19 protein-coding genes are annotated in these 22,449 nt (G+C 54.3%); 8 read left to right on the top strand and 11 right to left on the bottom strand.

Annotated features, from left to right (window positions below):
- Positions 1–4: 4 nt before the first annotated feature.
- The 4 genes from RTX30_RS21320 to RTX30_RS21305 all read left to right on the top strand — a co-directional run bounded on the left by RTX30_RS21320 (position 5) and on the right by RTX30_RS21305 (position 6,738).
- The gene (locus RTX30_RS21320) at positions 5–436 is read left to right on the top strand and encodes a membrane lipoprotein lipid attachment site-containing protein (protein ID WP_409429839.1); all 432 of its coding nucleotides are present in this window, start codon (positions 5–7) and stop codon (positions 434–436) included.
- A gap of 83 nt (positions 437–519) precedes the next feature.
- The gene (gene glnS, locus RTX30_RS21315; RefSeq protein WP_312692604.1) at positions 520–2,187 is read left to right on the top strand and encodes a glutamine--tRNA ligase; all 1,668 of its coding nucleotides are present in this window, start codon (positions 520–522) and stop codon (positions 2,185–2,187) included.
- A 452-nt stretch (positions 2,188–2,639) separates the two neighbouring features.
- The gene (chiP, locus tag RTX30_RS21310) at positions 2,640–4,037 is read left to right on the top strand and encodes a chitoporin ChiP (protein ID WP_312692602.1); all 1,398 of its coding nucleotides are present in this window, start codon (positions 2,640–2,642) and stop codon (positions 4,035–4,037) included.
- Between the two features lie 46 nt (positions 4,038–4,083).
- Complete coding sequence (locus RTX30_RS21305) at positions 4,084–6,738, top strand: beta-N-acetylhexosaminidase (RefSeq protein WP_312692600.1); 2,655 nt, start codon at positions 4,084–4,086, stop codon at positions 6,736–6,738.
- A gap of 188 nt (positions 6,739–6,926) precedes the next feature.
- Here the strand turns inward: RTX30_RS21305 and fur are convergent, their stop codons facing one another.
- The 4 genes from fur to ybfF all read right to left on the bottom strand — a co-directional run bounded on the left by fur (position 6,927) and on the right by ybfF (position 9,542).
- Positions 6,927–7,373: a ferric iron uptake transcriptional regulator gene (fur, locus tag RTX30_RS21300; RefSeq protein ID WP_007373881.1), complete on the bottom strand. Its 447-nt coding sequence runs from the start codon at positions 7,371–7,373 to the stop codon at positions 6,927–6,929.
- A gap of 287 nt (positions 7,374–7,660) precedes the next feature.
- Positions 7,661–8,191 carry a flavodoxin FldA gene (fldA, locus tag RTX30_RS21295; RefSeq protein WP_312692596.1) on the bottom strand — a complete coding sequence of 177 codons (531 nt, stop codon included), beginning with the start codon at positions 8,189–8,191 and terminating at the stop codon, positions 7,661–7,663.
- A 164-nt stretch (positions 8,192–8,355) separates the two neighbouring features.
- The gene (ybfE, locus tag RTX30_RS21290) at positions 8,356–8,637 is read right to left on the bottom strand and encodes a LexA regulated protein (RefSeq protein WP_312692594.1); all 282 of its coding nucleotides are present in this window, start codon (positions 8,635–8,637) and stop codon (positions 8,356–8,358) included.
- A 131-nt stretch (positions 8,638–8,768) separates the two neighbouring features.
- On the bottom strand, positions 8,769–9,542 hold the full coding sequence (gene ybfF / locus RTX30_RS21285) for an esterase (RefSeq protein WP_312692592.1): 774 nt from the start codon (positions 9,540–9,542) through the stop codon (positions 8,769–8,771).
- A 182-nt stretch (positions 9,543–9,724) separates the two neighbouring features.
- Between ybfF and seqA the strand changes: the two genes are divergently transcribed.
- Positions 9,725–10,279: a replication initiation negative regulator SeqA gene (gene seqA, locus RTX30_RS21280; protein ID WP_312692590.1), complete on the top strand. Its 555-nt coding sequence runs from the start codon at positions 9,725–9,727 to the stop codon at positions 10,277–10,279.
- Positions 10,280–10,303: 24 nt separating this feature from the next.
- Entirely contained in the window at positions 10,304–11,944 is a 1,641-nt protein-coding gene (pgm, locus tag RTX30_RS21275; protein WP_312692588.1) for a phosphoglucomutase (alpha-D-glucose-1,6-bisphosphate-dependent), read from the top strand.
- Between the two features lie 57 nt (positions 11,945–12,001).
- Here pgm and RTX30_RS21270 read toward each other — a convergent pair whose 3' ends face one another.
- The 7 genes from RTX30_RS21270 to kdpF are packed head-to-tail and all read right to left on the bottom strand — an operon-like array spanning position 12,002 to position 20,251.
- A complete protein-coding gene (locus RTX30_RS21270) occupies positions 12,002–12,430 on the bottom strand; it encodes an EamA family transporter (RefSeq protein WP_312692586.1) in 429 nt (142 codons plus the stop codon).
- A 32-nt stretch (positions 12,431–12,462) separates the two neighbouring features.
- The gene (gene kdpE / locus RTX30_RS21265; protein ID WP_312692584.1) at positions 12,463–13,140 is read right to left on the bottom strand and encodes a two-component system response regulator KdpE; all 678 of its coding nucleotides are present in this window, start codon (positions 13,138–13,140) and stop codon (positions 12,463–12,465) included.
- On the bottom strand, positions 13,137–15,824 hold the full coding sequence (kdpD, locus tag RTX30_RS21260) for a two-component system sensor histidine kinase KdpD (protein WP_312692582.1): 2,688 nt from the start codon (positions 15,822–15,824) through the stop codon (positions 13,137–13,139). Before kdpD ends, kdpE begins: the two co-directional genes overlap by 4 nt.
- Positions 15,825–15,827: 3 nt before the next feature.
- Positions 15,828–16,403 (bottom strand): potassium-transporting ATPase subunit KdpC, encoded by a 576-nt coding sequence (gene kdpC / locus RTX30_RS21255; protein ID WP_312692579.1) that lies wholly within the window; start codon positions 16,401–16,403, stop codon positions 15,828–15,830.
- A gap of 13 nt (positions 16,404–16,416) precedes the next feature.
- On the bottom strand, positions 16,417–18,465 hold the full coding sequence (gene kdpB / locus RTX30_RS21250) for a potassium-transporting ATPase subunit KdpB (protein WP_312692577.1): 2,049 nt from the start codon (positions 18,463–18,465) through the stop codon (positions 16,417–16,419).
- Positions 18,466–18,485: 20 nt separating this feature from the next.
- Positions 18,486–20,162, bottom strand: coding sequence for a potassium-transporting ATPase subunit KdpA (gene kdpA / locus RTX30_RS21245; protein WP_312692574.1), 1,677 nt, complete (start codon positions 20,160–20,162; stop codon positions 18,486–18,488).
- On the bottom strand, positions 20,162–20,251 hold the full coding sequence (gene kdpF, locus RTX30_RS21240; protein ID WP_020457044.1) for a K(+)-transporting ATPase subunit F: 90 nt from the start codon (positions 20,249–20,251) through the stop codon (positions 20,162–20,164). Before kdpF ends, kdpA begins: the two co-directional genes overlap by 1 nt.
- A gap of 344 nt (positions 20,252–20,595) precedes the next feature.
- Here kdpF and RTX30_RS21235 point away from each other — a divergent pair, with 344 nt between their 5' ends.
- Together RTX30_RS21235 and phrB are read left to right on the top strand one after the other, a co-directional pair.
- A complete protein-coding gene (locus RTX30_RS21235; RefSeq protein ID WP_312692569.1) occupies positions 20,596–20,802 on the top strand; it encodes a YbfA family protein in 207 nt (68 codons plus the stop codon).
- Positions 20,803–21,033: 231 nt separating this feature from the next.
- Positions 21,034–22,446 carry a deoxyribodipyrimidine photo-lyase gene (phrB, locus tag RTX30_RS21230; RefSeq protein WP_312692567.1) on the top strand — a complete coding sequence of 471 codons (1,413 nt, stop codon included), beginning with the start codon at positions 21,034–21,036 and terminating at the stop codon, positions 22,444–22,446.
- The last annotated feature ends 3 nt before the right edge of the window (positions 22,447–22,449 follow it).

Genomic DNA, 22,449 nt, shown 5'->3' with positions numbered 1-22,449 from the left:
GATGATGAAACGGATCTTTTTTTCTCTGTGCGCCATTTTAATACTGAGTGGTTGTATTCCGCGCTATGCCACCATTCGCCCTGGCTACGATGTCGATGTGCGCAATCGAGAGGGGGAGCCGATCCCCAATGCCACCCTGTGGGTGCGTACTGGACGTTCTCCGCCGGGGTATTTCCCCCCGCCGGAACAATTCCAGTCGGATGCGCAAGGGCATATCCACGTCGAAAAAAAATCCCGGTGGGAGAAGATCATTTTCTTTATCCACGGCACCAACTTTTATCGCTGGAGCTGGTGCATTGAAGCGCCGGGCTATACCCCCCGTAGCGGCGTTGGTGAGGCGATCCGCAGTCCGTTGATCCTTGCATCTACCGGGCAAACGGAGCGCTGTCCTGATGCTAAAGCAGACGCTGATGACCTTTCCAGCAGGGATCGCTGATTTGTATAAGTAAAGGTTGTTTCCTGCGCCCGCTTATTAGATCATGCACCGTTATATGTTGTTTACGCTTTGAGGAACCCGTGATGAGTGAGGCTGAAGCCCGCCCGACTAACTTTATTCGCCAGATCATTGATGAAGATCTGGCCAGTGGTAAGCACACCACCGTCCATACCCGTTTTCCGCCTGAGCCGAATGGTTATCTGCACATTGGTCATGCGAAATCCATCTGCCTGAACTTCGGGATTGCCCAGGATTACCAGGGGCAGTGCAACCTGCGTTTCGATGACACAAACCCGGTAAAAGAAGACATCGAATACGTTGAGTCAATCAAAAATGACGTGCAATGGTTGGGCTTCAACTGGTCTGGTGACATCTGTTACTCCTCTGATTACTTCGATCAACTGCATCAGTATGCGATCGAGTTGATCAACAAAGGTCTGGCCTATGTCGATGAGCTTTCTGCCGATGAGATCCGTGAATACCGCGGTACGCTGACGCAGCCGGGTAAAAACAGCCCGTTCCGCGATCGCAGCGTTGAAGAAAACCTGGCGCTGTTCGAAAAAATGCGTGCCGGTGGCTTCGAAGAAGGGAAAGCCTGTCTGCGTGCAAAAATTGATATGGCATCACCGTTTATCGTCATGCGTGACCCGGTGTTGTACCGTATTAAATTTGCTGAACACCACCAGACCGGTACCAAGTGGTGCATCTACCCGATGTATGACTTTACCCACTGCATCAGCGATGCGCTGGAAGGCATTACTCATTCTCTGTGTACGCTGGAGTTCCAGGATAACCGTCGTCTCTACGACTGGGTGCTGGACAATATCACCATTCCGGTTCATCCGCGTCAGTACGAGTTTTCTCGTCTGAATCTGGAATACACCGTAATGTCGAAGCGTAAGCTGAATCTGTTGGTGACCGACAAGCACGTTGAAGGCTGGGATGATCCGCGTATGCCGACCATTTCTGGCTTACGTCGTCGCGGTTACACTGCTGCATCCATTCGTGAGTTCTGTAAGCGCATTGGCGTGACAAAACAGGACAACACCATTGAGATGGCGTCGCTGGAATCGTGCATTCGTGAAGATTTGAACGAAAACGCTCCGCGTGCGATGGCGGTTATCGACCCGGTTAAACTGGTTATCGAGAATTATCCGCAGGGTGGCAGCGAAATCGTCTCCATGCCTAACCATCCGAATAAACCGGAAATGGGCGTGCGTGATGTGCCATTTAGCGGCGAAATCTGGATCGATCGTGCCGATTTCCGCGAAGAAGCGAATAAGCAGTACAAACGCCTGGTGCTGGGTAAAGAAGTGCGCTTGCGCAATGCCTATGTGATTAAAGCTGAACGTGTCGAAAAAGATGACGCAGGGAATATCACCATCATTTTCTGTTCATACGATGCAGAAACCCTGAGCAAAGATCCGGCAGACGGTCGCAAAGTAAAAGGCGTGATCCACTGGGTAAGCGCACAACATGCTATGCCGGTTGAAATCCGTCTTTACGATCGCCTGTTCAGTATTCCGAACCCGGGTGGCGCAGAGGATTTCCTGGCCACTATCAATCCGGAATCGCTGGTGATCAAACAGGGTTACGCAGAGCCGTCGCTGAAAGCCGCAGAAGCGGGTAAAGCGTACCAGTTTGAGCGTGAGGGCTATTTCTGCCTCGACAGCCGCCACGCAACCGCGTCCAAACCCGTGTTTAACCGCACCGTTGGCCTGCGTGATACCTGGGCTAAAATCGGCGACTGATCTGGTCAATCACGAACAATCCTGCTTAAACGCCGCCTCCTGCGGCGTTTTTTTTTGCTTAGCGATTAGCATGTTACTCTCCATTAACATTCGCGTCGCGAATTAATGTATCTCGAGATTGACCATTTATTCCCTCATATGCAGGGATGATAACGCCTTTTTTCGTAATTTTATAATATGTAATCGCTACCATTTATCCTTAAAGTATTAATAAATAAATAAAAAATATCAAATGTTATTGATGCTGTCACATATTACAAAATGCGTCTATTTATGTGCTCTTCGTCATAATCTTGCATTTCTGCCATTAAAAGGCATTGATAATTCGCGTCGCGAAAAATAGTCTAAAGACGGTAGTTAATTCGGGGGTATTTGCTAACTACCTACACTCATTGGTGTTTTTTTCTTCGCCATATTCGGCGATGTTTTATATCCGTCAAGAAGGAATACTCATGCGTACTTTTAGTGGCAAACGTAGTGCGCTGGCGCTGGCTATCGCCGGTGTCACAGCAATGTCGGGCTGGACACTCTCTTCGGAAGTGCATGCCGCAGGCTTTATCGATGATTCCACGCTCACCGGGGGAATTTATTACTGGCAGCGTGAGCGTGACCGTAAAGATGTACTGACCGATAAATATAAAACCAACCTTTCGCATTCCACCTGGAATGGCAGTCTGGATTTTCAGTCTGGTTACGCGGCAGATATGTTCGGCCTGGATATCGCCGCTTTTACCGCCATTGAAATGGCAGAAAATGGCGACAGTGCGCATCCGAACGAAATCGCATTCTCTTCCAGCAATAAAGCCTACAAAGAAGACTGGTCGGGTGATAAAAGCGGTATCAGCCTGTACAAAGCCGCCGCCAAATTCAAAACCGGCCCGGTATGGGCGCGCGCCGGCTACATTCAGCCAACCGGGCAAACTTTGCTCGCACCGCACTGGAGTTTTATGCCGGGCACCTATCAGGGGGCCGAAGCAGGGGCGAATCTCGACTACGGCGATGCGGGTGCGCTGAGCTTCTCATACATGTGGACCAATGAGTACAAAGCGCCGTGGCATATCGAAATGGATAAGTTTTATCAGAACGATAAAAAAACCAAAGTCGACTATCTGCACTCCATTGGCGCGAAATATGACTTCAAAAATAACTTTATGCTTGAGGCCGCATTTGGCCAGGCACAAGGGTATGTCGATCAGTACTTCGCAAAAGCCAGCTACAGATTTGATCTGGCAGGCAACCCATTCTCTACCAGTTATCAGTTTTATGGCACCCGCGATAAAGTCAGCGATGGCGGGGTAAATGATATCTATGACGGCACCGCATGGTTGCAGGCGCTGACCTTTGGTTACAAGGTTGGGCAGGTTGATCTCCGTCTGGAAGGGACCTGGGTTAAAGCCGATGGTCAGCAGGGCTACTTTCTGCAACGTATGACACCGACTTACGCCTCCTCTAACGGTCGCCTGGATGTCTGGTGGGATAACCGCTCTGACTTTAACGCCAACGGTGAAAAAGCGCTGTTCATCGGTGCAATGTATGATTTGCAAAACTGGAATCTGCCTGGTTTCACGGTGGGGGCTTCTTACGCCTATGCCTGGGATGCAAAACCCGCCAGGATGGCCTCACCGGATGCCTGGTACGATCCGAACTACCGTCTGAAAGAGTCGGCCTACAGCCTGGACGCTATCTACACCCTGCAGGATGGCCGCGCTAAAGGTACGATGTTCAAACTCCACTTCACACAGTATGACAACCACTCCGATATCCCCAGTTACTCCGGCGGTTACGGCAACATCTTCCAGGATGAGCGTGACGTGAAATTTATGGTTATCGCGCCGTTTACTCTTTTTTGATGCGTTATTTGCCGGGGCACACCCGGCAAAATACAAGGAATAAGTCATGAATACTGTACGTTTAAGTCTGCTGGCCAGCACAGTGCTGGGCATTTTGAGCAGCCCAATGGCGCTGGCTGGTCAAAGCACTGTCGATGCAATCAGCCAGTTTCATCTCAATTATGCGATCAAAGATAACCATGCCGGGCAGAAGGGTGTCGATTGCGCCAGGCTTGGCGCTGACTGGGCGTCGTGCAACAAAGCCGTTATCACACTGACCAATAATGGCGATGCGGTAACAGATAAAGCGTGGGCAATTTATTTCCACAGCATCCGCCCGATCCTTGAGGTGGCGAACGACCAGTTTAAAGTCACTCATATTATGGGCGATCTGCATAAACTGGAGCCGACCGACAAATTCAGTGGTTTTCCGGCGAAACAGTCTGTTGAGATCCCCATCATCAATGAATACTGGCAGCTGTTTATAACCGATGTACTGCCGCGTTGGTATGTCACTTCCGAAGGGGCGACGGCGAAAGTGATCGCCAATACCGACACCGAAGATTTGACGCAGTTCGTCACCCTGCCTGGCGAGCAGTGGAAGCGCACGGCGGATGACAAAAACATCCTGATGACGGCTGAAGCGCGTTTTGCAAAAAACAGTGATGTGAAAACGCTCAATTTGCACACCCTGCGTGGCCAGATTATTCCTACGCCGCAGGCGGTAAACATTCACGGACAGGATGTCGACCTGAGCAATGGCGTGAAGCTGGATCTTTCTGCGTTAAGCAGCGATGCGCAGGACGCGGTGAAAAGTCGTTTTGCGTTGCTGGGCGTGCAAGCGGGAAGTTATCCGGTGCGCAGCGAAATAGCTACGCGTGATTTCCAGGGCGATGAGGCGGTTTCCGGTGCGTATAAACTGCATATTGGTGCAAAAGAGACGGTGATCACCGGTTACGATCAGGCCGGGGTTTTTTATGGGCTGCAATCGTTGTTGTCGCTTATCCCGGCTGACGGGGCACTGAAAGTGGCCACGCTGGATGCGAAGGATGCGCCTCGCTTCGACTACCGCGGCATTCACCTTGATGTCGGGCGTAACTTCCACAGTAAAGACGCCGTGCTGCGTCTGCTGGATCAAATGTCGGCCTACAAACTGAACAAATTCCATTTCCATCTCAGCGATGACGAAGGCTGGCGTATCGAAATTCCAGGCCTGCCGGAATTAACGGACATTGGCAGTAAGCGTTGCCATGACCTGAGTGAGAAATCCTGCTTGTTGCCGCAGCTTGGATCCGGGCCCGACAGCAATAACACCGGCAGCGGTTTCTTTACCCGTGCGGATTACATCGACATTCTGAAGTATGCCAAAGCGCGGCAGATTGAGGTCATTCCGGAAATCGACATGCCAGCGCATGCACGTGCTGCAGTGATTGCCATGGAAGCGAGATACGATCGGTTGATGAAAGAGGGCAATGAGCAAGCCGCGAATCAGTTCCGCCTGCTGGATCCTACAGACACCTCCAACACCACGGGGGTGCAGTTCTACAACCGTACTGGCTATCTGAACCCTTGCCTCGACTCATCGCGTAACTTTGTGGATAAAGTTCTGGGTGAAATTCAGCAGATGCATAAAGAAGCCGGGCTGCCGCTGCAAACCTGGCACTTTGGGGGTGACGAAGCGAAAAATATTTACCTTGGCACCGGTTATACCGACAAGAAAGCTCCCGAAGCAGGCAAAGGCATCATCGACCAAAGCAACCAGGATAAGCCGTGGGCAAAATCGCAGGCATGCCAGGTAATGATCAAAGACGGCAAAGTGGCTGACGTGGAGCATCTCTCCAGCTACTTCGGGGTTGAAGTGAGCAAGCTGGTAAAAGCGCGCGGTATCGACACGATGCAGGCATGGCAGGATGGACTGAAAGATGCCAAAAATGCGTCGGCATTTGCCACCGATCATGTGAACGTTAACTTCTGGGATACGCTCTACTGGGGCGGGTTCGACTCGGTTAATGACTGGGCCAACAAGGGCTTCCGTGTCATCGTCTCCAACCCGGATTACGTCTATCTTGACTTCCCGTATGAAGTGAACCCGCAAGAGAGTGGCTATTACTGGGGCACGCGTTTCAGTGATGAGCGTAAGATCTTCAGCTTCGCGCCGGACAACATGCCACAAAACGCAGAAACCTCTGTTGATCGTGATGGTAATCCGTTTAGTGCGAAATCCGATAAGCCGTGGCCAGGCGCTTATGGCCTTTCTGCGCAGTTGTGGAGTGAGGTAGTACGTACCGACGCTCAGATGGAGTACATGATCTATCCACGACTGGTTTCTGTCGCCGAGCGCGCATGGCACCGTGCTGCATGGGAGCAGGACTACAAAGCAGGGCGCGAGTACAAAGGCGGTGAGACACACCTTGTCGATGTGAAAGCACTGGATAAAGACTGGATGCGTTTTGCTAATCTGTTAGGGCATCGTGAACTGGCAAAAATGGAGAAAGCGGGTGTGCATTACCGCCTGCCGGTACCTGGCGCGCGCGTCGTAGGTGGCGTGCTTGAAGCCAACACCAGTTTCCCTGGAATGGTGGTGGAATACTCTACCGACGGGGGTAAACAGTGGCTGCGTTATAACGATAAGGCACGTCCGCAGGTGAGCGGGGAAATACGCGTGCGTACCACCAGCCCGGACGGTAAGCGCACGAGCCGCGTGGATAGCATCAAAGCCTAGTTGAGGCTTATTATCCGGCCCGGCAGCGAAAGCATGTCGGGCTTTTTTATTCCCGCATAAACACGGTTCCCGGTGAAGGCCGCGTGTTACGTTTCGTTTTCCCGGTCGGGAAAGCGCAGTGTCATCCAGGGGCGTTTAACAGGCAAAAAAAAGCCAACCGTCAGGTTGGCTCAGAGTAAGAAGAACGATTATTTCGCGTCGTGCGCGTGTTCATCTTCGCGGCAGTCACCTTCGGCGCAGTGGCCATAAAGGTAGAGACTGTGATTCGTCAGACGAATGCCGTGTTTGGCGGCAATTTCGCGCTGGCGCGCTTCAATGGAATCGTCACTAAATTCAATCACTTTGCCGCAATCGAGGCAAATCAGGTGATCGTGGTGATGCTGTTGGGTCAGTTCAAAAACGGACTTACCGCCTTCGAAATTGTGACGGGTCACAATCCCGGCGTCATCGAACTGGTTTAACACACGGTAAACCGTGGCCAGGCCGATCTCTTCGCCCATGTCGATCAGTCGTTTGTATAAATCTTCCGCACTGACATGATGGTTATCCGGTTCCTGAAGCACTTCCAGGATTTTTAACCGAGGAAGCGTGACTTTCAGGCCGGCCTTCTTTAATGCGGTATTGTTGTCAGTCATGCGGAATCTGTCCTGTTGCTATACGATTCACTTCCTTAGCGGAAGTTATAGGAATGCACCTGGGATAATGCGTCTCATTATAGAACTGCCATGCCTAAATGAAAACTGCAAGCCCTCAAGTAAAGTAAGCTTTTAAAACGTGGTCTCGCCAACAAACTCCTTGCGGCGAGGCCACTTTAGCAGGGCTTATTGTACAGCGATGAAGGAAAAAGTTAAAAATTTGTAGCAATTATTTCCATCGCTTTTACCTATTAATACGGTGCAACCTACAGGTTGCACCATTATCATCAGGCGTTGATGATGTCGTCCAGGTGCAGCTCTTCAGAAACTTGTTTTACCCATTTTTCGACACGCTCTGCGGTCAGCTCTGGCTGCCTGTCTTCATCAATTGCCAGCCCGACGAAGTGATCGTCATCCACCAGGCCTTTAGAGGCTTCGAAATGGTAACCCGCCGTTGGCCAGTGACCGACGATAGTTGCGCCGCGTGGCTCGATAATGTCGCGAATGGTGCCCAGCGCATCGCAGAAATATTCGGCATAATCTTCCTGGTCGCCGCAACCGAACAGGGCGACTAACTTGCCGTTGAAATCCACTTCTTCCAGCGTCGGGAAGAAATCATCCCAGTCGCATTGCGCTTCACCATAGTACCAGGTCGGAATGCCAAGCAGCAGAATGTCATAGCCTTCGAGATCTTCTTTGCTGCTCTTGGCAATGTCATGAACATCAGCAACGTCTTTACCAAGCTGTTTCTGAATCATTTTGGCGATATTTTCAGTGTTGCCAGTGTCGCTGCCGAAGAAAATGCCTGTAATTGCCATGAGTAAAATAACCTCTTGAAACTTAATGAGTATGGTGGTGGCGTTTAGCCCACAGATAAGGGCAATCATAGCAGAACAGGGAAGTGCGCGGAAACTGCTATCGCCACGGACTGCACTGTATGCCACATGAAAGTATGAATAAAGGTGATGATTCGGAGGATTCGTTATTTGCGCAAGGCCTGCAGCTGCGTAAGCAGCATCTCTTCGATAAGCTCGCTGCGGCTCATATTACGGGCATCCGCTAGCTCATTGAGGGCGTCTACCGCCTCAACGTTCAGTTTCAATTCGACGCGTTTAAGCCCGCGAACTTTATCGCGTTTTAGCTGATTGCGTTTATTGATGCGCAACTGTTCATCACGCGCGAGCGGGTTAGTCTTCGGTCGTCCCGGGCGACGCTCATTCGCGAACAGATCTAGGGTCGTACGGTCCGTTTGTTCTTTAGCCATGGTTTAAGCATACTACGGGAAATACAAGCAATCGGGTCGTAGCCCGGGCTGAATAGCGCGCCATCATACATCAGCACAACGGGCACGCCAACGACCGGGCGCGTTCAAACGACCGGTCGCCGCCTTTTTAATCAGTTTGCCTTTTCAGCGAGATAACGACGGATTGCGCGCATAACCGCATCGGGTTTCTCTGCATGCACCCAGTGGCCCGCGCCTGCAATAACATGCGCCCGCGCCTGTGGGAATTGCGCCAGCAGCGCCTCGCGGTATGCTTCGGTCACATAAGGTGAGTTGCCGCCGCGGACAAACAGCGCGGGTTTCTCCCACGCCGGGACGTTTTCCCAACCGACAATCTGCGAATATTGATCCCACAGTACCGGTACATTGAAGCGCCACTCCCCGTCGGCAAAGGATTTCAGCAGAAACTGAATCACACCTTCTTCGTTAATGACTTCACGCATTATCGCTGTGGCTTGCTGGCGTGTGGTGATGTGCGCCTCGCTAACGGCATTAATGGCGGCAAAAATCTCATCATGACGGCGTACGTTATAATTAACGGGCGCAATATCAATTGCCACCAACTGGTCGATGCGTTCTGGCGCCAGCGCGGTGAGTGCCATTACCGCTTTGCCGCCCATAGAGTGACCAATGAAAGTGGCTTTCTCGATCTGATGAGCGTCGAGCGTATCTCGCAGATCCTGCGCCATCGCCGGGTAGTTCATCTCGTCTGAGCGGGGAGAAAGGCCGTGGTTGCGCATATCCACCTGCAATACGTCATGGTCCTGAACCAGGTCTCGGGCGAGTATGCCAAGGTTATCCTGGCTGCCAAACAGACCATGAACAAGGACAACAGGAGAATTGTTGTGCGGATGTTGTGCAGTTAGCGCGCGTGTATTCAATTTCATGGCAAAGTTCTTTTTTTCACTCAAGCGGGTTAGGTTATTATGTTGAACATTCTGCCGCCCTGCTGCAAGGTTCAGAAATCGTCTGAGTTTTGCCGCTACCCTGGTTTGACGCTATCCGCTGTTGAGATTTCACTTTATAATCCCAACACTTGTATTCAGATTAGATATCGCACTGGATTAAGATGAAAACGATCGAAGTTGATGATGAGCTCTACACGTATATTGCCAGCCACACAAAGCATATTGGTGAGAGTGCATCCGACATTTTACGGCGCATGTTGAAATTTTCCGCCGTTGCCCACTCCCCATCGCAGTTACAGCCTGCGCCGGTAAAAGAGACGCGTACGGTCAGTACCGTTGAAGGGGTTAAACCGGCAAACACCGCCAAAGATAAAGTCCGCGCCGTGCGTGAGCTGCTGCTGTCTGATGAGTACGCCGAACAGAAAAAGGCGGTGAATCGTTTCCTGCTGGTGCTGTCTACACTCTACTTACTGGATGACAAGGGGTTTACGGAATCCACCGAGTCTCTGCATGGGCGCACCCGCGTATACTTTGCTGCGAATGAGCAGACTTTGCTTCAGAGCGGCAACCAGACCAAGCCGAAACAGGTGCCGAACACCCCTTATTGGGTCATAACCAACACCAATACGGGCCGTAAATGCAGCATGATCGAACATATCATGCAGTCAATGCAATTCCCGGCGGAATTGATTGAGAAAGTTTGCGGCACAATTTAATCCTTGCATTGAAAGGACCAGGCAATGGCTAACCACCCACGCGCGGGGCAACCTGCACAACAGGGCGATTTGATTAACGTCGCTCAACTTACGGCGCAGTACTATGTGCTGAAACCTGAAATTGGTAATTCAGAACATGCGGTGAAATTCGGCACGTCCGGTCACCGTGGCAGCGCAGGTCGCCACAGCTTTAACGAACCGCATATTCTGGCCATCGCGCAGGCGATTGCTGAAGAGCGCGCGAAAAATGGCATTACCGGGCCGTGCTATGTGGGTAAAGATACTCACGCACTGTCTGAACCGGCTTTTATCTCCGTGCTCGAAGTGCTGACAGCCAACGGTGTAGATGTTGTGGTGCAGGAAAACAACGGCTTTACCCCGACGCCTGCCATTTCCAATGCTATCCTGGTACATAACAAAAACGGCGGCGCGCAGGCGGACGGCATTGTCATTACCCCGTCCCACAACCCGCCGGAAGATGGTGGCATCAAATACAACCCGCCAAATGGCGGTCCGGCTGATACCAATGTCACCAAAGTGGTGGAAGATCGTGCCAATGCCTTGCTGGCTGATGGTTTGAAAGGCGTCAAACGCATTTCACTGGATGCCGCGCTGGTGTCTGGTCATGTGACCGAAAAAGATCTGGTGCAGCCGTTTATCGAAGGGCTGGCAGATATCGTCGATATGGCCGCTATCCAGAAAGCCGGTCTGAAACTCGGCGTCGATCCGCTCGGTGGTTCCGGTATTGAGTACTGGAAACGCATTGCAGAGCATTACAAGCTGGATCTGACCCTGGTAAACGACCAGGTTGATCAGACATTCCGTTTTATGCACCTGGACAAAGACGGTGTGATCCGTATGGATTGCTCCTCTGAGTCTGCAATGGCTGGGTTGCTGGCGCTACGCGATAAGTTCGACCTGGCGTTTGCCAACGATCCGGATTATGACCGTCATGGCATCGTTACCCCGGCGGGCCTGATGAATCCTAACCACTACCTGGCAGTGGCAATCAACTACCTGTTCCAGCATCGCCCGCAGTGGGGCAAAGACGTCGCGGTGGGTAAAACGCTGGTTTCCTCGGCCATGATTGATCGTGTGGTGAATGACCTCGGCCGTAAGCTGGTGGAAGTGCCGGTTGGCTTCAAATGGTTCGTGGATGGCCTGTTTGACGGCAGCTTTGGTTTCGGCGGCGAAGAGAGCGCAGGGGCCTCGTTCCTGCGTTTTGACGGCACCCCCTGGTCGACCGATAAAGACGGCATCATCATGTGCCTGCTGGCTGCGGAAATCACCGCCGTCACCGGGAAAAACCCGCAGCAGCATTACGATGAACTGGCCGCACGTTTTGGTGCGCCAAGTTACAACCGTCTGGGCGCCAGCGCCACTTCTGCACAGAAAGCCGCGCTGTCTAAACTGTCACCAGAAATGGTCAGCGCCAGCACGCTGGCAGGCGATCCGATCACTGCACGTCTGACCGCTGCCCCAGGCAACGGCGCGTCGATTGGTGGACTGAAAGTGATGACCGACAATGGCTGGTTTGCTGCACGTCCGTCGGGCACTGAAGACGCCTATAAAATCTACTGTGAAAGCTTCCTGGGTGCTGAACACCGTAAGCAGATTGAGAAAGAAGCGGTAGAGATTGTCAGCGAAGTGCTGAAAAACGCGTAAGCGTTTGACATAAAAGGCTCCTGCGGGAGCCTTTTAACATTGCATTGCGCGGTTTAACTAACCCAGCGCCACCATCAGCGCCCCGGCAGTAATTAACGCGACACCCGCCGCGGCAACCAGCGATACTTTCTCGCCAAACAGCACCACTGCCAGAATCACCGCAAACACCACGCTTAATTTATCGATCGGTGCCACGCGCGACACATTGCCGCTTTTGATGGCCATAAAATAGAACAGCCAGGACAGTGCACCCGCCACGCCACTCAGCACCACAAACAGCAGCGCTTTTTTATCCGCCAGCACGGTGGCGACCAGCGACCATTTCCCCTGAACCACTACCACACCCACCAGAAACAGCGCCATCACCACCGCACGAATAGCCGTGGCCGTATTGGCGTCAAGATGTTGCAAACCGATTTTGCCAAAAATGGCGACCAGCGCGGCAGTAACCGCCGACAGCAGGGCATAGATTAACCAGGCGCTCATCCTCTCCTCCCAAAAATCAGCAGGATACGCCCTTACAGCATAAACCGGTAGCCGATACCTGTTTCGGTAAGTAAATGGCGGGGGCGGGCAGGGTCGACTTCCAGCTTTTGCCGTAAATGACCCATATAGATACGCAAATAGTGACTGTGCTCCACCGCATTCGGGCCCCAGACCTGGCTAAGCAGTTGCCGCTGCGTCAGCACTTTACCGTGGTTATTTAACAGGACCGCCAACAAACGAAACTCAATGGGCGTAAGGTGGATCTCCTCTTCACCTCGCTGGATGCGGCGGCTGGCGAGATCGACACGGATATCGGAAAAGACGATCACCGGTTCATCCGGGCTGCTGGCGGCGTGGCGACGCAACGCGACGCGCAGACGCGCCTGCAATTCGCCAATGCCGAACGGCTTGCTAAGGTAATCATCGGCACCGGCATCCAGCGCGGCAATTTTATCGTGCTCTTCGGTACGCGCAGACAGGACAATGACCGGCATCTGGCTCCACTGGCGCAAATCGCGAATAAAATCGATCCCATCCCCATCCGGCAGACCCAAATCAAGAATAACCAGATCGGGCTTTCGCGTAGCGGCCTCAATTAACCCACGTTGCAGCGTTTCTGCTTCATGCACGCGCAGGCCTTCGGCCTCCAGCGCGGTACGCAGAAAACGGCGGATGGCTTGTTCATCTTCGACAATCAGAACGTTAATCACAGATCCTCGGATAATTCATCCAGTTGGGGCGGCGTTTCCAGCGGCAGTGTAACACAGAACAGAGCACCCCCTTGCGGGCGGTTGTGGGCGCTAATGGTGCCGCCATGAACATCCACAATAGCCTGGCAAATAGCCAGTCCAAGTCCAACGCCGGGAATCGCCGACTCTTTGCTGCCGCGGGCGAATTTGTCGAAAATCGCCTGTTCCTGGCCCGGCGGGATCCCCGGCCCGTTGTCCCACACCTCCAGCGTCAGTTGGTCGGCGCTACGGGAAGCATTCACGCCAATATCCGCCCGCCATCCGGCATATTTCACCGCATTTTCCAGCAGGTTAATCAATACCCGCTCGAACAATGGGCCATCAACGTGCACCAGCATTAACGGATCGGGTAGGGAAAGGGCGATATGTCGGCCGCCCAGCCCAGGCTCAAGCGTTTTCAGCGCGCTGCCGACGACCTCTTCCAGCGTCAGCCACTCTTTGCGCAAGTTAAAACCACCGGACTGAATACGCGCCATATCCAGCAGATTATTGACCAGCCGCGTGGTGTTCAGCACATGCTGGCGGATCTCATTGGCTTGCGGCGCATGTTTCGAGCCTTCGCTGGCCAGATCCAGCGTAAGGATTTCAGCCTGGCCAAACAGAACCGTCAACGGCGTGCGCAAATCGTGAGAGAGCGCAGCCAGCAAGGAGTTGCGAATGCTTTCCCGTTCGCTGGCAAGGCGCGCCTGTTCTTCACTGGTGGCCAGCGCCTGGCGTTCCAGCGCACTGGCGGCCAGCAAGGTAAAGGTCTCCAGCAGGCGTTGTTGTTCCGGGATCATCAGTTGGCGTAAATTCGCCGGTTCGACAATCAGCAGACCATGGGTTTTCTGGTCGCTTTTCAGCGGCAGAATTTGATAAGGCACTCCGGGTAGCGTATCGGTGCCTGCGCCCGCCGGTAGCCCTTTATCAAAACTCCAGCGGGCGATGGCGTCATCCCACGGCGTCATGCCCTGCGCCTGCGTTAACGCACTGAGCCGCCCGCCAGCATCCGGCAGCAGCAGTTTGCTGCGGGCATTAAACGTGGAGTGAATAAAGGTTTCGCAGGTGGTGGCGATGTCCTGATTACTACGCCCGGCAGCCAGCGCTTTCGACATCTCATACAAATGGCGGGTACGCTGCTCGCGGTAACGCGCGACCCGCGCCTGATAGCGCACCCCGGCGGTGAGATTGCCGATCACCAGCCCGACCGTCAGCATCACGCCAAAAGTCAGCAGGTATTGAACGTCAGAAACGGCCAGCGTGCCGCGCGGTGCAATAAAAAACAGGTCAAAACTGACTACGTTAATGACCGTGGCAAAAGCCGATGGCCAGCGGCCAAAGAATAGCGCCACCAGCACCACGCCGAGCAGGTAAATCATCACCAGGTTGGCGGCGTCGAATGCCGTCAACCATTGCATGGCAATTAAAGTGATGGCCGCGCAAAGCGCCAGCGCAACCGCGCAGCCTTTAAGTTGCACGCCCCAGCGTTCAATAAAAGGCCGGGCGTCGCCCGCGCGGGCGGGCAGGGCGAGGGGGGCATCTTCAAGGGCTATGATAACCAGGTCGAGATCCGGTGCATGGCGCGCCAGCCTGTCGGCAAACGACTCCCGGTGCCACCACGGGCGTTTATTCCGACGACCGATCACAATCTTGCCGAGATTGTGCTCACGCGCATAGCGCAAAATTGCTTTCTCTTGCGCCGGGTCGGAAAGGGTTGCGGTTTCTGCTCCCAGTTCCTGTGCCAGATGCAGCGCGCTGAGGATAGCCCGCCGCTGCGGCTCCGGCAGTTTATGCAACGTGGGCGTTTCAACATAGACCGCATGCCAGACGCTGCCGAGTTTGGCGGCGAGACGCGCTGCGGTACGGATCAATTTTTCATTACCCGCGCCATGCCCGATACAGAGTAGGATCGCATCGCGGGTGTGCCACACTTTTTCTTCCCCCTGGCGATCGCGCCAGGCCCGCATTTGATCGTCCACCCGGTCAGCGGTGCGCCTCAATGCCAGTTCACGCAACGCAATCAGATTACCTTTGCGGAAAAAATGTTCGATAGCGCGTTCCGCCTGGCCACTAATATAAACCTTGCCTTCATGCAGTCGCTGGCGGAGATCGTCCGGCGGTAAATCCACCAGTACCACTTCGTCGGCGCTGTCGAAAAAGGGATCGGGGACGGTTTCACGCACCTGAATACCGGTCACCCCACTGACCACATCGTTGAGGCTCTCAAGATGCTGGACGTTAACGGTAGTAAACACGTCGATACCGGCTTCCAGTAACTCCTCAACGTCCTGCCAGCGTTTAGGATGGCGCGAGCCGGGCGCATTGCTGTGCGCCAGCTCATCCATCAAAATCAACGCTGGACGCCGCGCAAGGGCGGCGTCCAGATCAAATTCCTGAATTAAACGGCCACGATGATGAATACGCCTGGCGGGCTGCGTCGCCAACCCTTCCAGCAACGCGGCGGTCTCTTTTCGTCCGTGGGTTTCCACCACGCCAATCAGAATGTCCAGCCCTTGCCCCCGCAGCCGCTGTGCCTCTTGTAGCATGGCGAACGTTTTACCTACCCCGGCGCAGGCGCCGAAAAAGACTTTCAGCTTGCCCCGGTGTGCGGAGGCGGCATGCTCCAGCAAGCGGTCAGGATTGGGGCGCAAAGGCTCATCTGTCATGCTTTATTTGTCCTTCAGCGCATCCAGCGCAAGATTAAGTTCAACCACATTCACCACCGGCTGACCGATAAAATTCACCAGCGGAGTGGTGGTATGTTCGGCAACCAGTTTCATCACCGTCTGTTCCGGCAGATGACGCGCCTGCGCAACGCGAGGAATTTGCCAGGCAGCGGCGGACGGAGAGAGTTGACCATCCAGGCCGCTGGCAGAGGCGGTGATCAACTCGACCGGCACATGCGCATCGGCAAGAGGGTTCCCGGCGCGCAACTGTGCAATACGCCCGGCAACTTCTTTGTCCAGTTCCGGGTTGCTGCCCGCCAGGTTACTGCCGCCAGACGCCATGGGATTATAAGGGCTGTCTGACGTGGCGGAAGGGCGACCGTGAAAATATCCCGGCGCGGTAAAGGCCTGGCCCAACAACCGCGAGCCGCGCACCGTATCGCCTTCACGGATCAGCGATCCGTTCGCCTGTTCGTTAAACCACCATTGCCCAAGCACCGTCGTCACCAATGGGTACAGCCCGCCGGTCATCAGGGTTAACAGTATTAACAGCAGAAATGCAGGACGTATAAAAACCATTTTTCTTTCCCTTCTATACCAGGCCGAACAACGTGAGAAGCAGGTCTATCGCTTTGATACCGATAAACGGCACTACCAGACCACCCAGCCCGTAGATCCACAAATTACGGCGCAGCATGGCGGATGCGGTCAGCGGCTTGTAGCTCACGCCTTTCAGCGCCAACGGAATAAGAAACACAATCACCAGCGCGTTAAAGATCACCGCACTTAAAATGGCGGATGCGGGGGAGTGCAGATGCATAACATTCAGCGCATTCAGTTGCGGGTAGGTGGCCGCAAACGCCGCCGGAATAATGGCAAAGTACTTGGCCACATCATTGGCGATACTGAAGGTGGTCAGCGAACCGCGCGTCATCAGCATCTGCTTACCGATATGCACCACTTCAATGAGTTTGGTGGGGTTTGAGTCCAGATCCACCATGTTGCCAGCCTCTTTCGCTGCCTGGGTGCCGGAGTTCATCGCTACAGCGACATCGGCCTGCGCAAGCGCCGGGGCATCGTTGGTGCCGTCGCCAGTCATCGCTACCAATCGGCCTTCCGCCTGATACTGGCGGATCAGCGCGAGTTTGGCTTCCGGTGTGGCTTCGGCAAGGAAGTCGTCGACGCCTGCTTCGGCGGCAATCGCCGCGGCAGTGAGCCGGTTATCCCCGGTGATCATGACTGTTTTGATGCCCATTTTACGCAACTGGGCAAAACGCTCTTTGATGCCGCCTTTAACAATATCTTTCAGAGCGATCACGCCGAGCACCTTCGCCCCTTCGGCCACGACCAGCGGTGTAGCCCCCTGGCGTGCGACGCGTTCAACCAACGCGTCGACATCCGCCGGGAACTGACCACCGTTGGCCTCAACATGGCGACGGATCGCATCCACTGAACCTTTACGGATCATGCGGTCCTGCACGTTAATCCCGCTCATGCGGGTCTGGGCGGTAAACGGCACAAAGGTCGCCTGCAGGCTTTGCATATCCCGTTCGCGCAGGTTGAAGCGTTGTTTGGCGAGGATCACAATGCTGCGCCCTTCCGGTGTCTCGTCCGCCAGCGAGGAGAGCTGTGCCGCGTCGGCAAGGGTTTTCTCATCCACGCCGTGGGCAGGAAGGAAGTCGGAGGCCTGGCGGTTCCCCAGGGTGATGGTGCCGGTTTTATCCAGTAGCAACACATCAACGTCACCGGCAGCTTCGACGGCGCGACCGCTGGTGGCAATGACATTCGCCCCCAGCATACGGCTCATGCCGGCAACGCCAATGGCCGACAACAAGCCACCAATGGTCGTGGGGATCAGGCATACCAGCAGCGCAACCAGCACAGTCACGCTGACCGCCATACCGCCATATACCGAGAATGGCCACAACGTGGCGGTAGCCAGCAGGAACACCAACGTCAGTGCCACCAGCAGAATTGTCAGGGCGATTTCGTTCGGCGTTTTGCGGCGCTGCGCGCCCTCAACCATGGCGATCATTCGATCGAGGAAGGTTTCACCGGGGTTCACGCTGCACTGGATCACCAGCCAGTCAGAAAGGATGCGGGTCCCGCCTGTTACGGAGGCAAAATCGCCGCCGGATTCGCGGATCACCGGTGCCGATTCCCCGGTGATTGCGCTCTCGTCCACCGATGCGCCGCCTTCGATCACTTCGCCATCGCAGGGGATAATATCGCCCGCTTCGACCAGTACCACATCGCCTTTACGCAGATCTGCCGCCGGAATGTGATCGATCTGCGCATCATGTTGCGGGGCGCGCAGTTTGCGGGCAAACGCGGTTTTTTTCACACCTTTCAGGCTATTGGCTTGTGCTTTACTCCGGCCTTCTGCCAACGCTTCGGCGAAATTGGCGAACAGCACGGTGACCCACAGCCACAGACTGATCGCGCCGGTGAACCACGCGCTGCCTGCGAGGTGGCCTGTCGCCATGGCAACCGCCAGCAGGGTGGTTAATACGCTGCCAATCCAGACAATAAACATCACCGGGTTACGCCACTGCACCGCCGGGCTTAACTTGGTCACGGAATCCATCAGCGCCTGACGAACAAGGTTCGGTTCGAACAGGGCCAGTTGTTTGCGACTCATATCACGCGTCTCCGCCTGTCTCAAAATAAGAGGTATTCCGCCACCGGACCAAGGGCCAGGGCAGGAATAAAGGTCAATGCGCCAACCAGCAAAATGGTGCCGATCAGCAGGCCAATGAACAGCGCGCTGTGTGTTGGCAGTGTACCGGTGCTGACGGGCTGGATCTTCTTAGCGACCAGTGAACCGGCAATTGCCATCACTGGCACGATCACGCCGAAACGACCAACAAACATGCAAAATGCCAGCAGGCAGTTCCAGAACGGCGTATTTGCGCTTAAGCCCGCAAAGGCGCTGCCGTTGTTATTAGCGGCAGAAGAGACGGCGTACAGCACTTCGCTAAAACCGTGAATGCCAGAGTTGAACATGCCGCTGCGCCCGGCGTCAGTCATCATGGCCAACGCCGTACCTAACAACACCAGCGCTGGGGTCACCAGGATCGCCAGCGCGGTCATTTTCATCTCGCGCACGTCGATCTTTTTACCGAGGTATTCCGGCGTCCGGCCGATCATCAGTCCGGCGATAAAGACCGCCAGCAATACGAACAGCAGCATGCCGTACAGACCAGCGCCTACACCGCCAAACACCACTTCGCCAATCTGCATCAGCCACATGGGGATCATGCCGCCCAGGGCGGTAAAAGAGTCATGCATAGCGTTGACGGCACCGCAGGAGGCGGCAGTGGTTACCACGGCATACAAACTGCTCGCCAGAATGCCAAAGCGACTCTCTTTACCTTCCATATTGATGGCGCTGTCGCCGCCCAGCGTCAGGAAGTGCGGGTTACCTTGCAGTTCTGCCCACATTACGATGGCCGCGCACACCACAAATATCAGCGTCATCGCCCACAGCAGTGCATGGCCCTGACGACGATCGCCGACCGCATCGCCAAAGGCGAAGCACAGTGCCGCGGGGATCACGAAGATCGCCAGCATCTGCACAAAATTGGTTAGCGCGGTGGGGTTTTCAAACGGATGGGAGGAGTTGGCATTAAAGAAACCCCCGCCGTTGGTACCGAGTATTTTGATCGCTTCCTGCGAGGCGACCGGGCCCATCGGCATCAGATGTTGTACGCCTTCCAGCGAGGTGTAAGGCTGGTAGGCGGCAAGGTTTTGCAATGTGCCCTGTTGGATAAAAAACAGCGCCAGAATGAGCGACAGCGGCAACAACACCCACAAGGTGACGCGGGTGATGTCGACCCAGGCGTTGCCCAGCGTATCCATGCTGCGGCGCGAAAAAGCACGGATCAGCGCAAACGCCACCGCAATACCGGTCGCGGCAGAGAGGAAGTTCTGCACGGTGAGTCCCGCCATCTGGCTGAAGTAGCTCAGAGTGGTTTCCCCGGCATACGATTGCCAGTTTGTGTTGGTCACAAAACTGACTGCTGTGTTCAGAGCCAGATGCCAGCTAAGGCCAGGGGCGTTCTGCGGGTTTAGCGGCAGATATCCCTGCAACATCAGCAGGCTAAACAGCAGGATAAGGCCGAAAATATTCAGCCACACAATGGCGAGCAAATAGTGCCGCCAGTTCATTTCACGGGTGTCGATCCCCAGCCCGCGCCAGAGGATATTTTCTAAACGGGCAGGGCCGGGCAGCGGTTGCCCGGCGATCATTTTCGCCAGCAGCGATGCCAGCGGGCGCGCGAGAATAAACAGAACCAGCAAAAAGCTGGCAATCAGAAGAAACGCCTGGCCTGCCATCAGAAAGCCTCCGCGTTGATCAGGGCGTAAACCAGGTAGCCCAATAACAGGAAAACCAGCACGATGCCGATTACGACGCCTGCACTCACAATTCACCTCCGGGGTGATTTAAGGTTGTGCAGTGAAAGTAATTTTTTGGACGCAAAGATTTCGCAAAAATCGGCGGGGCAGGTGTAAAAAAAGTATAAAGACGGCAGAATCCACAATTTAACTAATGATTAGTATTAATTTAACTGTTTTGTAACTTAATTACTGGGTGAATGTAAATAACGCCAAAAATGACAAAAATAGTGGTCGGATGAGTAGTAAAATTACAAACAAAGCGGTACTATTTTAACCAGATTACAGCGCTGCCCCGGTTTTTTGTAACTGGCTTCCGTGGCGGCAAATATTTTTCCGGTGAATGTTACCGGCCTGACAAAGGGGAGAGATTATGAACATGTATAAAGAATTTCCGGCACATATTGTGTTGATGCGTCGTGCTTTCGCCATTGCAGCCGGCGTGCTGGCGTTGCCTGTTATGCTATTCTGGAAAGACCGCGCACGATTTTATAGCTATCTGCATCGCGTCTGGGCAAAAACCAGCGAAAAACCGGTATGGATGGATCAGGCCGAAAAAGCGACCTGCGATTTTTATTAAACTATCGGCTACACACAGCAAACCGATACGACCACCGCACTGCGGTGGTTTTTTTTTACCTGTGCTCTTTGGCTACACTAACGGGTGCTTCACGACCGCAATCGTGGCTTGCGTCGCTGTTACGACTTAAACACAATATGGCAACATTATTTCCCGACGCGTCTTCGGCCGGGCAACGCGATGTTGCTCAGGTCAGGGCATTGCGCTGACATAACGGACTCCAGGAGCATTATGACCACCCATCTGGTCTGGTTTCGCGCGGATTTGCGCGTGCACGATAATCTTGCGCTTGCGGCAGCCTGCCGTGATCCTCAAGCCCCTGTAAAAGCGCTCTTTATTGCTACCCCAGCACAGTGGCGCCAGCATGATATGGCGCCGCGTCAGGCCGCTTACATCAATGCACACCTCAATGCGCTGCAACAGGCGCTAGCGGAAAAGGGCATTCCCCTTATTTACCGGGAAGTCGCAGATTTTGCTGCCAGCGTGCAGGCGGTTGCGGAGGTCTGCGACAGCGAGAAGGTGAGCCATCTGTTTTACAATTATCAGTATGAGTTCAACGAACGCCAGCGTGATGCGGCCGTTGAAAAAGCGCTGCCGGAGGTCGCCTGCCAGGGATTTGACGATAGCGTAATGCTGCCGCCGGGGAGTGTGGTGACCGGCAATCACGAAATGTACAAAGTCTTTACCCCGTTTAAGAATGCCTTCTTGCGACGTCTGAAAGAGGATCTTCCGGAATGTGTCGCTGCGCCGCGCCCGCGTGAAGGGGAAGCAATACAGATCGACGCGATAACACTTAATTATCCACAGCAGGCATTTGATGAGACCCTGTTTCCTGCGGATGAAAAAAGCGCCCTTGCCCGGTTGCGCCATTTTTGCCAGCAACAAGCAGGTGCGTATGAGCAACAGCGCGATTTCCCGGCCATAGAAGGGACCAGCCGTTTATCCGCCTGCCTGGCGATCGGCGCTCTGTCACCGCGTCAGTGCCTGCACCGTCTGCTGGCTGAACAGCCGCAGGCGCTGGAAGGTGGGAGCGGTGCTGTCTGGCTTAATGAGTTAATTTGGCGTGAATTTTACCGCCACTTGATGACGTATCATCCGGCGCTCTGCAAGCATCGCCCCTTTATCCGCTGGACAGAGAAAGTGCAGTGGCAGGATCGACCGGAACAACTCCAAGCCTGGCAGGACGGTAAAACGGGCTACCCGATTGTGGATGCGGCCATGCGCCAACTGAATGCCACGGGTTGGATGCATAATCGATTACGCATGATTACCGCCAGTTTCCTGGTCAAGGACTTACTTATCGACTGGCGCTGCGGAGAGCGTTATTTTATTTCACAGTTGATTGATGGCGATCTGGCGGCAAATAACGGCGGCTGGCAGTGGGCTGCCTCAACGGGCACCGATGCTGCACCCTATTTTCGTATTTTTAACCCGACGACGCAGGGCGAGCGTTTTGATGCCGACGGCGCGTTTATCCGCCGCTGGCTACCGGAGCTGGCTTTGGTACCGGCAAAAGCGCTGCACCAGCCTTGGGCCTGGGCCGATAAGCATGGCCGTAGCCTGGATTATCCCCGTCCGATTGTCGACCATAAACAGGCGCGAACCGCCACCTTGGCGGCTTATGAATCCGCCCGTAAAGCGTAAGGA

The sequence above is a fragment of the Kosakonia sp. genome (assembly GCF_032052965.1).
GTDB lineage: Bacteria > Pseudomonadota > Gammaproteobacteria > Enterobacterales > Enterobacteriaceae > Kosakonia.
The sequence above is the reverse complement of the archived record's forward strand: the minus strand, read 5'-3'. Positions and strand labels throughout refer to the sequence as shown.

Bases quoted from the DNA above. Each gene is read 5' to 3' on its own strand.
- RTX30_RS21320 (WP_409429839.1), top strand. From the start codon at position 5: ATGAAACGGATCTTTTTTTCTCTGTGCGCCATTTTAATACTGAGTGGT.
- glnS (WP_312692604.1), top strand. From the start codon at position 520: ATGAGTGAGGCTGAAGCCCGCCCGACTAACTTTATTCGCCAGATCATT.
- chiP (WP_312692602.1), top strand. From the start codon at position 2,640: ATGCGTACTTTTAGTGGCAAACGTAGTGCGCTGGCGCTGGCTATCGCC.
- RTX30_RS21305 (WP_312692600.1), top strand. From the start codon at position 4,084: ATGAATACTGTACGTTTAAGTCTGCTGGCCAGCACAGTGCTGGGCATT.
- fur (WP_007373881.1), bottom strand. From the start codon at position 7,373: ATGACTGACAACAATACCGCATTAAAGAAGGCCGGCCTGAAAGTCACG.
- fldA (WP_312692596.1), bottom strand. From the start codon at position 8,191: ATGGCAATTACAGGCATTTTCTTCGGCAGCGACACTGGCAACACTGAA.
- ybfE (WP_312692594.1), bottom strand. From the start codon at position 8,637: ATGGCTAAAGAACAAACGGACCGTACGACCCTAGATCTGTTCGCGAAT.
- ybfF (WP_312692592.1), bottom strand. From the start codon at position 9,542: ATGAAATTGAATACACGCGCGCTAACTGCACAACATCCGCACAACAAT.
- seqA (WP_312692590.1), top strand. From the start codon at position 9,725: ATGAAAACGATCGAAGTTGATGATGAGCTCTACACGTATATTGCCAGC.
- pgm (WP_312692588.1), top strand. From the start codon at position 10,304: ATGGCTAACCACCCACGCGCGGGGCAACCTGCACAACAGGGCGATTTG.
- RTX30_RS21270 (WP_312692586.1), bottom strand. From the start codon at position 12,430: ATGAGCGCCTGGTTAATCTATGCCCTGCTGTCGGCGGTTACTGCCGCG.
- kdpD (WP_312692582.1), bottom strand. From the start codon at position 15,824: ATGACAGATGAGCCTTTGCGCCCCAATCCTGACCGCTTGCTGGAGCAT.
- kdpC (WP_312692579.1), bottom strand. From the start codon at position 16,403: ATGGTTTTTATACGTCCTGCATTTCTGCTGTTAATACTGTTAACCCTG.
- kdpB (WP_312692577.1), bottom strand. From the start codon at position 18,465: ATGAGTCGCAAACAACTGGCCCTGTTCGAACCGAACCTTGTTCGTCAG.
- kdpA (WP_312692574.1), bottom strand. From the start codon at position 20,162: ATGGCAGGCCAGGCGTTTCTTCTGATTGCCAGCTTTTTGCTGGTTCTG.
- RTX30_RS21235 (WP_312692569.1), top strand. From the start codon at position 20,596: ATGAACATGTATAAAGAATTTCCGGCACATATTGTGTTGATGCGTCGT.
- phrB (WP_312692567.1), top strand. From the start codon at position 21,034: ATGACCACCCATCTGGTCTGGTTTCGCGCGGATTTGCGCGTGCACGAT.